Here is a 13,620-nt window from a genome sequence, read left to right as displayed (position 1 = left end):
AGAAGACGATTAAATAAATTGAAAAATATTTTTTAAAAACAGCAAATATATAAAATAATGCATAAATAACTGATGTGATGCTATTTTAGAGGATTTATTAAATGGACCTTAGCACGTTATTAATTAACATATAGTTATATAACCATAAAATTATATTTATGATATATTCGAATTGAATGAACATATAAACTATAAATTTATATAATCGTTATTTTAAATATTGGCGTTTGTTATTTAATAAATTGCATAATGACATTGATATATAACGCTTTTAGCGATTTTATAATAGAAGCAATTTAATACTTAAATATTTTGTTATTTTATATAACTAAAAAAGGGGTGATCATTTTTTGATCATCTCTTTTTAAATTTATTTGAATTTCTCAATTAGATAGTAGTTAAAGCGTTGTTTCCGCCCTTGTATGCAAATTCACGAGAAATTGCACTTGCGCTTACCCAAGCGATAGGACCGAAGTCGTAGCCGTTGTAAATACCTTCACGTTGACCACTACCACCTTTGTAAAAGTGCTTGTTCATGTAAAGTGGGTCGTGTACTAAGAAAGTATTGTTTGCTGGGTTGTAACCAAAGATTACTTTACAGTGGTTTCTTGCCCATTGCTGACCGGCAGTACCTTTACCGTTACCATTGTATGAAGACCAGCCGTAGTAAAGAACTGGGTGGCCTGCTTCAACTAACTTAGCAATGCTGGTTAAAGAAGCACCAGAAATATCTCTGATCGTGCCATCGCCTAGGGCGTGTGCGTAGTTAGTCAAAGCTTTTGAATTAATAACTGCAGTAAATCCTGCACCGTTATAAGGGTTACCATCTTGACCACCGTTAGCTTTGTTACGTGGTAAGTGATCTTGCATATATCTTAATTTAGCTTCTTCAGTAGAGCCTGGAACATTCTTCCAATTGCCATCATACTTCATAAGCATTGATAATGCTGCAGAAGCACAGCCCCATGGAGCAAATACTGGGTTGTATTGAGTAGTATAGTATTCACGTGAACCAGCATTGTTTTTTAAAACGCGGTATTTGCCATTTGCAACACCTTCAACAACCCAACCAGCATCAACCCATTGGTTACCACCTAAGTTGTAGTAAAGCTTGTTGTTAACGCTCTTTTTGCCAAATGTAGACCATGCAGAACCATTTGGTAAATGGCGACCGCTAAAGTGCATTGCGTTGTTATGTTCATTATAAAGAGCAATACCTGCATGTGGTACATAGCCAACAACTACGAATGAGCCTTTAGGAAGAGCTGTCATTCCATTGTTTGAGTTTGAAGGCTTAGTTGCTGGAGTAGCAGTTTGCGGTTTAGCAACTACTTTCTTGTTGTTAGCAGCATTTACTAAGTATTGTCCGTCAACCCATTGGTTACCACCGAGGTTGTAAAGACGCATATTCTTATCAGTTAAGTCAGTGTAAGAAAATACCTTCCACTTAGAACCACTTTGAAGTCTACGAGGTGCAACCCAAGTTAATGAGTTATCATCGTTAAGCTTCCAAAGGTTAACGCCGTAGCCCTTTTTGTAATTGATTTTACCTACAAAGTTGTCAGCAACTACTTTACGAGTAGGGGCTGCAGGTGCTTTGGTTTCACCTTTAGTAGGTTGTTGGTTAGTAGTTTGAGCAGAAGCATTGGCTTGAGCTTGGCTGTTAGCAGCATTGCTGCCAGTAGTTTGAGTGTTTGTAGTACTGTTTTGATTTACTACGTCCTGTTTTGCAGGAACATAAATAGTATCACTAGCACTTGCTGTATCAGTTGTATCTGCCTTAGCTACATTAGTGTTGATTGCTAATGCGCCAGCAGCAAATAGAGTAGATAAAAGAATTGCAGATCTTTTTTTCATGTCTTTTCCTCCAAAAATATTTTCGTCAGGAATTATACGTCACAATTGGGCGAGTGACAAGAAAAAATTTAGATAAGTAGCTAAATAATATAACAGTAAATCGGCTTATATTATAGAATAGCAGGCGTTTTAAATTATGTTACTAGAAAAAAGTATTAAACAATTCCTAAAATATATAACAAGTATTCTTTTATAGTGGTAAATATAAAAAATAAAAAGTTCTATTAAAGTTCGGCAAAATTCATGATAAATTTAATTTTGGCTATATAAAGGGAAACCTAATTTAGCGAAATTTAATAAAAATGGGAGTAAGGAAAGTTATGGATAAAAAGTTTTGTCCTAATTGTGGAAAACCGATCAAAGAAGATACGCAGTTTTGCCCCAATTGTGGCGCTGAAATTAAGCAGGAAGTAAAACCAGCAGTTAGTCAAAAGCAAACTAATGCTGCAAGTCCTGCTGTTAAAGCGCCAATGTCTAAAAAGAAAAAGTGGAGCTTAATTACGGGTATTGTTTTAGTTGCGGTAATAGTGATTTTGGTTGCTGTAGGAAATAATGTTTATTCAAAAGACAAGCAAGTATCGCATATTGTCTATGAATTAACCAATAAAAATGGCGATGCAGCAAGCGTAATTAAGCCGGCTGATGATTCAGTCAAAGTTACTAAATCCAGTGCTAAAGCAACTCAGCAAAATTTTGAAAAATTATCGTCTAATCGCAGTGATATTGAAAATGCTTTGACGATGAGTGGTCAATATCAAAATTATAAATTAGTTCAAGATGGTCATAAGTGGCTGATTTTTCCTAATTATAAATTAGAAGTGCCGACATATAATCCGCAAGTTAATACTAATCATTCTAATTCAGAACTATTTGTCGACGGTAAAAAGCAAGGAAAGTTTGTTAAAAGTGGTGATATGTATTCTTGCAAGATGGATCCAGTCATGGAAGGAACTCATAAAATTGAAGTTCGCTCTAAAATCCATGGTAGAAGTTTAAAAGCTGTTTCTAACCAAAACATTAACTCTAATTCGGAAGTGGATTTAGCTATTAAGACGGGAACTTTTAAAGTCAAAGGCATTCCGAATGCGGACGTATATATTAATGATGAAAAAGTTGGCAAATTAAACAAAGATGGAATTAAGACTTTTGAAGATTATCCATTAACTAATGGTATGACCTTATATGTAAAAACTAAGCTAGATGGCAAGACTGTAACATCTGAAACTATTAAAAACTTAGAAGTTGATGCTGATGGTAGCACTGATTACAAGGTTGAACCTCAATTTGCTGGTTCTATTAGCAAAGATGATGCAGAGCGTTTATTAACTGATCAGTTAAATACTGACGAACCTGATGCTGATGCCTTTGTTGGTGGCAAAGATAGTAAGGCATACCATTTAATTGCAGATGCATTGAAAAAGATTTCTGATATGGATGGCTTTATTAGAATCAGCAATTGTGATGTAAAGGTTTCTGATTTGCATCTCAGTGCTAGTGATGAAACAACAGTTAACTTCACCGTCACTTACGATTTTGACTTTGAAGATAAAACTAACCATCAAGTTAATGAATGGGATGGCTGTGTAATTAAGAATGTTGGTACGCAAGATGATCCTGAATATAAGATTAAAGATTTGGGCAAATACAAGCTTATTAAGAGCGAAAATGAAGATGATTAAAAGGCACTAGTAATTTTGTGAGATACAAAAAATTGCTTTATTAAATTACATAAAATAGTAAAATAAAAAGAATGAAAATAAAAAAGTGAGGTATGTATTCGATGAAAAAATGTCCCAATTGTGGAGCTTTAATGGAAGCTGATGTTAATTTCTGTACTAGCTGTGGAGCTGATTTAAGACAAGTTCCAGCACAAGAAAATGAAAATCAAAAGCCAGCTGAAAAGCAATCAGCACCAACTCAGCAACCACAACAAACTCAACAAGCAGCTCCAGTTCAACAGCCAACGCAAAGTGCGCCTACTAATCAAAGTGCATCAGTTCAAAATACTGGCATGCGCCGCACTGAAGTTCAACAACAACCAGCTGCCCCAAGCGGCTTTAGCCTTTACTGGGAATGGCTCGTTGCTTCTTGGAAGACGCCAAGTGCTGATTTAGCTAAAGAAAAATGGTACGGAATTGTTGATCTTGCCTTCGAAATCTTATTATTCTCAATTGCATGCTGGGAAATGATGCAAAAAGGTGTTAGCTCGGTTACTTCTGGTATAGGTTCACTTATTCCGCAAGTATCAAGCTATGCTAGCCAACAAGTTCAAAACGTCGGTGTGCAATTATTCTTTGCCCTTATTATTTCTTCATTAGTGATGATTATTGGTGCTTGGGTAACCCGCATCTTTTTGTTCCAAGATAAGGTCAGCTTTGTTGATCAATTAAATGAAATTGGTCAAGCAAGCAACTACAACATGATCTTGAGCGTTGTAATTTTTATCTTAGCCTTTATTGGCGGTGCTAACAATTTTATTGCCTTTTTAGCATTTGCAATGAATCTTGTGTTTTTAGCTAGTGTAATTTCTAGCGGTATGGGTAATAAGCCAGCTAAGCGTGATCGTTTGTTTGGAGCGTTAATTTTACTTGTGATTATCTTAGTTGCAACATTTATCTTTATAGGTATGGCTGCCAATACTCTTAAATCACTTGGTTTTTAATTTAAATAAAAGCCAAAACAAAAACGTAGATGAAAATCAATTCATCTACGTTTTTTTGATATTTACATTTTTTCTAATCGTTTAATACGCTCGCTTGTCGGTGGGTGAGTGTCAAATAAACTAGAAAACCCATGACCATTTTTAAATGGATTTTCAATGTACATCCCTGCACTTGAACGATCTGCTTGCTTCATCGGACCGCTGTTAGAAATCTTTTCTAAAGCAGAAATTAAACCTTGTGGATTACGAGTTAATTCTACGCTTCCTGCATCAGCTAAGTATTCCCGATTACGCGACAGTGCCATTTGAGCTAGGCTTGCAGCAAGTGGCCCTAAGATTAAAACAAAGACAATTGCGACTAATTTAAAGATCATTTCAATTGCATTGCTGCTTTCGCGATCATCGTCTCGTGAATCAGACGGGCCGAACCACCAAAAATAGCGTGAAGCAAAACTGGCAATAAATGAAATTACGGCTACTAACACAACTCCAATTGTTGATACTAAAATATCATAGTTGCGTACGTGCGATAATTCATGCCCTAAAACGCCTTCCAATTCTTCGCGATTTAGTTTTTCACGTAAGCCCTTAGTTACAGCTACGCTGCTGTGTTTAGGATCGCGGCCCGTGGCAAAAGCATTTGGACTAGGATCATTAATTAAATAAACACGTGGCATTGGTACTTGAGCAGCGAGTGCCATGTCTTGGACAACGTGGTACAATTCTGGATCATCTTGTTCTTTGATTTCTTGAGCATGATTTAAATCCATGACTAAATTAGCTGGATTTTGCAAGACAATAAAAAGATAAATTAAACTGCCAATAACTGCCCAAATTATGCCTACAAGTGGCTCATTATTAATCATATAACCGAGTCCTGCACCAACCAGGGCTAAAATTATAATGAAAATAATTAATAAAAAGGCAGTTTTACGCTTGTTTTGCGCAATTTGCTGGTAAAGCATTAAAACTTAACTTGAGGAACCACCTTTTCTTGTGTTGGTGTTTCGAGGTAGTTCATCTTGGTAAATCCGTGAATTTTAGCAACTAGGTTGGATGGGAAAGTTGCCAATTTTTGATCAAAGAAGGCCACTGTTGAGTTGTAAAGTTGACGAGAGTAAGCGATCTTGTTTTCAGTATTAGTTAATTCTTCTTGTAATTTCAAGAAGTTTTGGTTTGCTTTTAAGTCAGGGTAGTTTTCTGATAAAGCAAAAATACTCTTTAATGAATCAGTAATTTGGTTAGAAACTTCCATTTGCTTTTGGTGGTCGCTAGCAGGAGTATTTACTAACTGATTACGTAATTCAACAACCTTTTCAAAAGTTTGACTTTCGTGTTTTGCGTATCCTTTAACAGTTTCCACTAAGTTAGGAATTAAATCGTTACGACGTTTTAATTGAACGTCGATTTGACTCCAGGCTTCTTGAGCATGAATTTTTGCTTTTTGTAAGCCATTATAAATTGCAATATAGATTGCTACTAGTAGAATTAAAATGACAATAATAACCCATGTAAGTCCCATACTTGGTCCTCTTTCTATTAAATACTAATTGCGTATAATCTTTTTTGTATTTTATCAAATTATTAATATTATAGACAGAAAAAAAGCCGTGTAAAGCCACGTCTTTTAAAATTCTTAAATTACAAAGTCTAATATAAACCAGCCAAGTAATGTTAAAGCAACTAAGCCGATTAATTGCAAACCTGAAAATACCCAGAAAAATTTCTTTTTAGAAACTGTTCCATTTTCAGAAAAACTTTTAAAGACTAACATGTTAGCCATTGAACCAACAATCGAACCAAATCCACCGATGTTTGATCCTAAGAAAAGTGCTTCCGCATAATTGGTGAACTTACCAATTAAGATAGTAGATGGAACGTTAGAAATGAATTGACTGGAAATAATAGAAGTCAAAAATACAGAATGTTCTGAGAACATTGTTTGCTTAATAATCCATACAATAAATGGTATTTGCTGAATATCACTGATGAAGATAAAAAAGCATGTGAAAGTCAGCAGCAGTGCATAATCTAGATGCAGTAAAATAGTGGGATTGATAAATAAAGCTAATGCAATAGCTACAATAGCGGGCACATAAGCTGGTACCACATTAAAAACCCCAAAGAAAAAGAAAATAGCTACTGCAATAGTCAAAGCCGTTGGACGCCAGCTGATTTTGATATCTTCTAATGGAACAGTTGGTAGCTTTTTATCTTTAACGCCAACTAATAAAATGACTAGCAAAATCAAACTAGCTAGCAGTAAAGGCAGCGACCACGTGAAGAATGTCCCCGGAGAAACATTGTAGCGATTTACTACGAAGATGTTATGCGGGTTGCCCCATGGAGTAAAAGCGGCTCCAATGTTAGCTCCCATCCCAATCAAAGTGACTGGTAAAATTTCAGGTAAGTGATGTCTACGCGCAATTGTTAAATATAGCGGTATTAAAGTTAATACGGTTATATCATTAGTCAAAAACATTGCCGAGATAACAGACAAGAAAGTAAACGTTGCTGTTAGTTTGCGCGTACTGCTGGCGCTAGTAGTTAATTTATAAGCTAGTACATCTAAGACGTGCAAGTAGGCAAATATTTGAATAATCGTCAGCATTGCCAAGATGGAGAATAGAGTATGAAAATTAATATCTCCTATTCGAGGTCTGGCAAAAAATAGACTGATAATCGTTAAGATGACCGTAATTTGAAGGATTCGGTCTTTAGCGATATTCTTGATGACGGTCATTAAGGTCCCCTCTTAAAAATAATTCAACATATCTATTCTGAACTCTTTTTTGCGAGTACGCAACGTTTTTTCATAACGCAAATGAGTTTTTTATAATTTTTTCTAGGCAAAATACTAATAAAAAAGCAAGAATCTTGCTATACTTTAGTTAGTAACTTACATGGGAGGTTTGTATATGATCGATGAAAAGAATTTAAAAATAGTCATTAAACCGCAAGCTCAAGAAGCTATTAAATCCAAAATCCAACCTGATAGCATCGTCTTATTAGCCTTAAACGATGGCTCTAACGGCTATTCTAAGTTAGGCGGTACTTGTACAATTGGTGCTGATTTTCAATTGGTAATTTTAGATAAAAAAGATCCCGCTTTTAATTTAAAAATTGAAAATAATATGGATTTAAATTTGTATACTTCAAAAGATGAATTGCAATTTTTAGATAATGGTTTAATTTTAAATGCGCGCAATAGCGTTCTGTCACTTTCGAGTGATGAGGGAATTATTGACGGCAGCGTTTCAATTAATAAGTTTGAAGGCAAGAAGTTATCTAAAGAAGAAATGGAAAAACTTGGTGGAAAAATCTGCTAGATTTAAGAATCCTCAAGGAAGTCTTGAATTATCCTGGCTTTTCGTGCTATGATAATAAAAGATTTTCGAAAATTTTAAATTGAGAGGAAGAATAGATCTATGCGTAAAGGTGAAAACTATAACACTGGTGTTACTCCTAACTTAAGACCTAAGAACAAGAGAAACTCTAAAGCTCGTGTTAAGAGAGCAGCAGAAGTTGTTGCATTCTTAAACCAAGCAGCTAAAGATGAAAACAAGTAATTAATTTACTTTAAGAGATGCCTTGCGGCATCTCTTTTTTTGTTTTCTATTGCAAGTAGAGTTAGGATTTGCTATGATAGTGAAAATTTTAGACATTTTTAAAAATAGTAAATGGAAGAGGAGCAAGATATTATGGGTTTAAATGCATATATTCAAGGTTTTAACAGTTTAGAGTCAATTGATCGTGCACCAGGTTATTTTAAATATCAACACCACTCAGTTGCTGATCACTCTTTTAGAACAGCAGAGCTTGCTCAAATGATGGGAGATATCGAAGAAGTTGTTGGTAAACAAAAGATTAACTGGAAGGCTCTTTATGAAAAGAGTTTGAACCATGATTACACCGAAAGATTCATTGGCGATATCAAAACTCCGGTTAAATATGCAACGCCTCAATTGAGAAAGATGATTGGGGATGTTGAAGAAACCATGACTGCTAAATTTATCAAAGAAGAAATCCCTAAAGAATTCCAAGAAATCTACACTAAACGCTTGTCTGAAGGAAAAGATGACACTTTAGAAGGCAAGATTTTATCTATTTGCGATAAGCTAGATCTTTTGTATGAAGCATACGGTGAAATTGAATTAGGCAATCCTAATCCAGTTTTTATGCAGATGTTTAAAGAGAGTCTAGAAACAATTAAAAAATTTGATGATTTGGTTTGCGTGCAATATTTTATTAAGAAAATTTTACCAGACTTATTTAAAGGCGATTTTGCTGGTAAAGATAAGATGCAGCGCATTGCCTTTAGTATTTTATTAATGGGAGAAGATAAATAAGTGAAGTTTGAATGTGCTTCATGTGGGTTGAGAATTGATAGTCTGCATTTTAAACAGGCAGGCTTGCTTAACCCTAAATTAACTAGTATTTGTGATATATGTATTCAGCGCAGATTAAATCCAGCTGATTTTGAAAATAAAGTTATTCAAGATACGGCCCAAGTAATGCTGTATGGTTTTGAAGGCAAGAAAACTGATTCTAAGCTGCTCAAGCAGGCAGATTATTTGGTTTCACGAGATCAAAAAAAGCAATATGAAGCTTTAATTCAGGATTTTGATAGTAATGAAGTAGCTCAAGCCCAAATTGCTAGAAAAGATTTTAATCAAGCAATTATTGCCAGTGAAGATGGAAAAAAAGACTATGTTCCCAAATTAGGCGTTGATTTTGCAGTTAATATGGAAAATTTGGGTGTTAAAGCAGATTTTTCACTTAATGAAGTCGATTATATTGACCGTGAAAGAATCCGCGCTAAGTATAATTATCGCTGTCAATATTGTGGTCGGCGTGGCACTAGCGTCGATCATAAAGATCCAGTGTCTTTGTCACATAACAACAATTTTGATAATTTGATTTTATCTTGCAGTGAATGCAATACTATTAAATCCAACATGCCGTATGAATTGTTTACTAAGTTAAATGACCGCATTAAAGGCGTCAATAAAAAGCTAGTTAAGTATGAAGATACCTTAGCTAGTTTAAAAGAAGAATTTGCCCACGCAAAACGATATCTCGCAGGACAAGTTCACTTGCGCGGTGTAGTCAATGATCCAGAATTAAATGCAATTCGTAAACAAAATAAGAAATTGCAAGATGCTATTGATGGTTTGCAAAGCGATTATGATGCCTTGCGTAATAGTCGCAAGAGTTACTTTGAAGCAGGCTGGAAGCTAGAAAAAGAACAAGAAAATTTAGATATTATTTAAAATTAATCTAAAAAAGCAGCTTCTTGGCTGCTTTTTAGTTATTAATATTTTTATTTAATTCGCAGTGCTGATTTTGCGATAGCCAAAGTAAAACTGGATGCAGGCTAAAACAACGTTGGCCCAGTTAAGACAAGTAAACCAATCGGCTACAGCTCCTGGGTTGTGGTGAAGTCCATAAAGAACCCAAAAACCAATAATAACTACGCAAACATTAACCCAAGCAAAAGTCTTTTGGCAAGTTTGTTTATTAAGAACAAACCACATCCAAATTATATTAACAATAAACCAAATAAGAAGTATCCAAAATACAAAAGTGAACATAATTGTAACGCCTTCTTTAGTACCATCTATTATCTTTTCATATTTAGTATGGATCTTAAAAATTGCTAATTCAATTAATTGGACTTTGATGACAAAAAAAGATTCCTCACGGAATCTTTTTTTGTAATTAAAATTGTTCGCTTCTGAAGTTACGCAAGAATTTTTGCGTTTTTTCTTCTTGGGGATGATTAAAGATTTGGTCAGGGGTGCCTTGTTCAGTAATCACACCATCGCTCATAAATAAAACTTGATCAGAAATATCACGTGCAAAGCCCATTTCGTGGGTCACAATTGCCATTGTTAAACCAGTTTTAGCTAGGGCACTCATAGTATTTAAAACTTCGCCAACCATTTCTGGGTCAAGGGCACTTGTTGGTTCATCAAAAAGTAAGACTTCTGGATCCATTGAAATAGCACGTGCAATTGCGACACGTTGCTGCTGACCACCAGATAATTGACTAGGCTTGGCATCCACAAATGATTCCATACCAACCTTCTTTAAATTTTTAAGAGCAGTTTCTTTAGCTTCATCTTTTGAACGACCTAGAACCATTTCTTGACCGATCATACAATTTTGAAGGACGTTTTTATTGTTAAAAAGATTAAACTGTTGAAATACCATGCCAACTTTTGAACGGTAGATATTTAAATCAAACTTAGGATCTAAGATGTTATTGCCGTGAAAAAGGATCTTGCCACCAGTAGGATCTTCTAATAAGTTGATGCATCTAAGCATAGTAGATTTACCACCACCAGAAGGCCCAATGATTGTCATGATTTCGCCTTGGTTAATATTAAAAGAAATATCACGTAAGACTTTGTGGGCACCATAGTTTTTTTGTAAATGTTCTACTTGTAAAATAGGTTGTTCAATATTATTGTTCATGTTCAAATCCGGTCTCCTTTGGATCTTCTACTTGAATTTGGTTAGCCATTAAGTTGTAGTTCTTAGGACCTTCTAGTTTTCTTTCAATAAGGTTAAAGATACGAGTAATTGAGAAGGTTAGGATCAAGTAAATCATTGAAATAATGAAGTAAGTTTGGAAGAATTCGAATGTTTGACTGGCAACAGTTGTACCAACGAAGAATAATTCTGATACTGAGATAATACTCAATACTGAAGTATCCTTGATGTTAACGATAAATTCATTAGTAATTGATGGTAAACAGTTCTTAATAGCTTGAGGCAAGATAATGTGCCACATTTGTTGCGAGTGAGTCATACCTAAAGCGCTAGCAGCTTCAAATTGTCCCTTAGGAGTAGCGTTAATACCACCACGGATAACTTCGGCTAAGTAAGCACCAGTATTAATAGAAACGATGATTAATGCAGCAACAGTTCTGTTTAAGTTGAGGTGCCATAATTGGGCAATTCCGTAGTAGATAACGGCTGCTTGAACCATCATAGGAGTTCCACGGAAAACTTCAATATAAACAGCTAAGATCCAGTCAACAATCTTTAAGCCCCACTTCTTACCAGCAGATTTTGGAGCTGGAATGGTGCGGACGATACCAACTAATAAACCAATGAAGAATCCGGCAATAGTACCAACTAAGGCAAGAAGTAAGGTCATTCCGACACCGCCTAAGATCATACCACCGTATTGGCGCATAATTGCCATAAACCAGTTTTCTTTCTTAGTAGTAGTTGAAGAAGAGTTACCAGCTTTAGGCTGTTCTTTAACTGCGGTTGCCATTAATTGATCGCGCTTTTTATTAGAAATACCAGCTAAAATATCGTTAACGCTGTTTAAAAGCTTAGTATTGCCCTTCTTAACACCGATACTGGTAATCGAATCATCAGTAGGCACATTAAAGCCAGACATCTTGTTTAAGTTAACAGCAACGATATTAGGATTTACACGATGATAACTTTCGTATTCAATATCTTCAGCAATGTAACCATCAATAGTGCCAGATGATAAACTTTGACGCATTGCTGAAAAGTCACGCATCGCAGGTTCACGGTTAGCACCTTTTAATTGCTTAATTAGATCGTAGTGCAGAGTTCCTTGCTGTGCAGTTAATTTAGCACCCTTAAAATCTTGCAAGTTCTTAGCAGTAGCGTACTTGCTTGCTTTGTTTACGATAACTACAAAAGTACTCTTACGGTATGGGTTAGAAAAGTTAATTGCTTTACGTCTTTCAGTCGTTGGAGACATCCCAGCGATAATTAAGTCGATCTTGCCAGAAGTTAAAGCCGGAAGAAGGCCGTCCCATTGCGTTTTTTCTACAACTACGCGACGGTGTAACTTCTTACCGATGATCTTGGCGATTTGGACGTCGTAACCATTAGCAAATTGTTTAGAACCATCAATTGGAACCGCGCCATTTGCATCTGTGGTTTGAGTCCAGTTATAAGGAGGGTAGTTAGCCTCCATTCCGATTTTTAAAACAGGCTCTTTACTTGCAGCCTGAGCTTGGTTTGAAGTGAAATGCAAACCAATAAAAATACTTAAAATTACTGCCATTAAAGCAGTAAACCATGTTGTTTTTGACTTCACTTTGAAATTTACCTCCAAAAAAATAATTTCAAATAAAGCCAACACAATAAAAGCCTAAATAAAAACCTCGTTGTTAACCAAAAACAACGAGGTGGAATCATCAGTATTTAAACCAAATCATATAGCGCTCCCTGGGGACTACCAGGACAGTCCGCAAGATATTGTCTTGCGACCCAACAAACTCAACTCACGAAAGTCTTGTTCATTTCGGCGAAAGCCCTAAAATTAATGGTCAAAGTCTTCGCAAACTCGCATTAATTTCGTGACTATCGCAACCTCTATTGCATTGGGGATTTATTTAACTGATGAAAAGATTAAACGATTTCTAATTGTTTGTCAATATAAATCCGTGATTTTCTTTAATATCTTTTTTCTTAATATCTGAAACATAGGGATTGCCACTAACAATGAAACGCAAATTTTTCTTTGCCCAGTAAGGATCTGCTTGACTGACGCCAACGCGTGGTAAGGCAATAATTTTTTCAATATCTTTTTTATTATTTAAATCAATTGCAAAAGGCGAATCTTCTAAGCGATGCAAATCCCACTTACGGCTAGTAATACCAAATGCTTGCATCATTTTGCCAGGTCCATTAGTCAATAAGGTTCCGATTTTACCATGGCGATTTTTAATCATTGTTTCAATCCCAGTTTCTGGTTCAATTGCTCGAATTAAAACTCCTTGTGGTTCATCTTCTTTTTGAGTTGCGACATCAAAAAAGAAATATTGGCGCTGCGAATAAATATATAAGGTGCCGCCAGCTCGATATAATCCTTCGTTGGCTTGGCTACGCCTGCCATTATAAGAGTGGGCTGCGCGGTCTTTTACTCCGACATAAGCTTCAGCTTCAACGATCGTGCCGCTTAAAATTTCTTGTCCGTTATCGAAACTTAGGGTTCGACCTAATAAGTCTCGAGCAATCTCAGCTGTTGGACGATTTATAAAAAATGAATTAGTATCCATATTATTCACCACTTTGATTTAACTGCGTTAAACTAATTC

Annotated in this window: 14 protein-coding genes and 1 riboswitch; of the genes, 6 read left to right on the top strand and 8 right to left on the bottom strand. The window is 35.5% G+C overall.

Annotated elements, in window-relative coordinates:
* Positions 1-387: 387 nt before the first annotated feature.
* Positions 388-1,857 carry a C39 family peptidase gene (locus BN55_RS09525; RefSeq protein WP_008470213.1) on the bottom strand — a complete coding sequence of 490 codons (1,470 nt, stop codon included), beginning with the start codon at positions 1,855-1,857 and terminating at the stop codon, positions 388-390.
* A gap of 320 nt (positions 1,858-2,177) precedes the next feature.
* Between BN55_RS09525 and BN55_RS09520 the strand changes: the two genes are divergently transcribed.
* A complete protein-coding gene (locus BN55_RS09520) occupies positions 2,178-3,536 on the top strand; it encodes a zinc ribbon domain-containing protein (RefSeq protein WP_008470211.1) in 1,359 nt (452 codons plus the stop codon).
* Positions 3,537-3,637: 101 nt separating this feature from the next.
* Positions 3,638-4,519: a zinc ribbon domain-containing protein gene (locus tag BN55_RS02840; protein WP_040469148.1), complete on the top strand. Its 882-nt coding sequence runs from the start codon at positions 3,638-3,640 to the stop codon at positions 4,517-4,519.
* A 62-nt stretch (positions 4,520-4,581) separates the two neighbouring features.
* On the opposite strand, the gene htpX is transcribed toward BN55_RS02840, so the two are convergent.
* The 3 genes from htpX to BN55_RS02825 all read right to left on the bottom strand — a co-directional run bounded on the left by htpX (position 4,582) and on the right by BN55_RS02825 (position 7,262).
* Positions 4,582-5,484 carry a zinc metalloprotease HtpX gene (gene htpX, locus BN55_RS02835; protein ID WP_008470206.1) on the bottom strand — a complete coding sequence of 301 codons (903 nt, stop codon included), beginning with the start codon at positions 5,482-5,484 and terminating at the stop codon, positions 4,582-4,584.
* A complete protein-coding gene (locus BN55_RS02830; RefSeq protein WP_008470204.1) occupies positions 5,484-6,041 on the bottom strand; it encodes a LemA family protein in 558 nt (185 codons plus the stop codon). The genes htpX and BN55_RS02830 overlap by 1 nt, the downstream gene beginning before the upstream one ends.
* A 114-nt stretch (positions 6,042-6,155) precedes the next feature.
* Positions 6,156-7,262, bottom strand: a complete 1,107-nt coding sequence (locus tag BN55_RS02825) for an SLC13 family permease (RefSeq protein ID WP_008470203.1) — start codon at positions 7,260-7,262, stop codon at positions 6,156-6,158.
* 175 nt (positions 7,263-7,437) lie between these two features.
* Between BN55_RS02825 and BN55_RS02820 the strand changes: the two genes are divergently transcribed.
* The 4 genes from BN55_RS02820 to BN55_RS02810 all read left to right on the top strand — a co-directional run bounded on the left by BN55_RS02820 (position 7,438) and on the right by BN55_RS02810 (position 9,792).
* On the top strand, positions 7,438-7,848 hold the full coding sequence (locus tag BN55_RS02820; protein WP_008470202.1) for an iron-sulfur cluster biosynthesis family protein: 411 nt from the start codon (positions 7,438-7,440) through the stop codon (positions 7,846-7,848).
* Positions 7,849-7,947: 99 nt separating this feature from the next.
* Positions 7,948-8,088 carry a hypothetical protein gene (locus BN55_RS10125; protein ID WP_008470201.1) on the top strand — a complete coding sequence of 47 codons (141 nt, stop codon included), beginning with the start codon at positions 7,948-7,950 and terminating at the stop codon, positions 8,086-8,088.
* 132 nt (positions 8,089-8,220) lie between these two features.
* Positions 8,221-8,868 (top strand): YfbR-like 5'-deoxynucleotidase, encoded by a 648-nt coding sequence (locus tag BN55_RS02815; RefSeq protein ID WP_008470200.1) that lies wholly within the window; start codon positions 8,221-8,223, stop codon positions 8,866-8,868.
* Positions 8,869-9,792 (top strand): HNH endonuclease, encoded by a 924-nt coding sequence (locus BN55_RS02810; RefSeq protein WP_008470199.1) that lies wholly within the window; start codon positions 8,869-8,871, stop codon positions 9,790-9,792.
* A gap of 54 nt (positions 9,793-9,846) precedes the next feature.
* Here the strand turns inward: BN55_RS02810 and BN55_RS02805 are convergent, their stop codons facing one another.
* The 4 genes from BN55_RS02805 to BN55_RS02790 all read right to left on the bottom strand — a co-directional run bounded on the left by BN55_RS02805 (position 9,847) and on the right by BN55_RS02790 (position 13,581).
* On the bottom strand, positions 9,847-10,113 hold the full coding sequence (locus BN55_RS02805; RefSeq protein ID WP_008470197.1) for a hypothetical protein: 267 nt from the start codon (positions 10,111-10,113) through the stop codon (positions 9,847-9,849).
* A 127-nt stretch (positions 10,114-10,240) separates the two neighbouring features.
* Positions 10,241-10,999: an amino acid ABC transporter ATP-binding protein gene (locus tag BN55_RS02800; RefSeq protein ID WP_008470196.1), complete on the bottom strand. Its 759-nt coding sequence runs from the start codon at positions 10,997-10,999 to the stop codon at positions 10,241-10,243.
* Positions 10,989-12,584 (bottom strand): ABC transporter substrate-binding protein/permease, encoded by a 1,596-nt coding sequence (locus BN55_RS02795; RefSeq protein WP_375710910.1) that lies wholly within the window; start codon positions 12,582-12,584, stop codon positions 10,989-10,991. The genes BN55_RS02800 and BN55_RS02795 overlap by 11 nt, the downstream gene beginning before the upstream one ends.
* A 147-nt stretch (positions 12,585-12,731) precedes the next feature.
* Positions 12,732-12,906, bottom strand: a riboswitch (Lysine riboswitch).
* 36 nt (positions 12,907-12,942) lie between these two features.
* A complete protein-coding gene (locus tag BN55_RS02790; protein WP_008470194.1) occupies positions 12,943-13,581 on the bottom strand; it encodes a DNA-3-methyladenine glycosylase in 639 nt (212 codons plus the stop codon).
* Positions 13,582-13,620 lie beyond the last annotated feature (39 nt).

The sequence above is a fragment of the Lactobacillus hominis DSM 23910 = CRBIP 24.179 genome (genome assembly GCF_000296835.1).
In the GTDB taxonomy this organism is placed as follows: Bacteria; Bacillota; Bacilli; order Lactobacillales; family Lactobacillaceae; genus Lactobacillus; species Lactobacillus hominis.
This window is presented reverse-complemented; position numbering and strand designations above follow the sequence as displayed.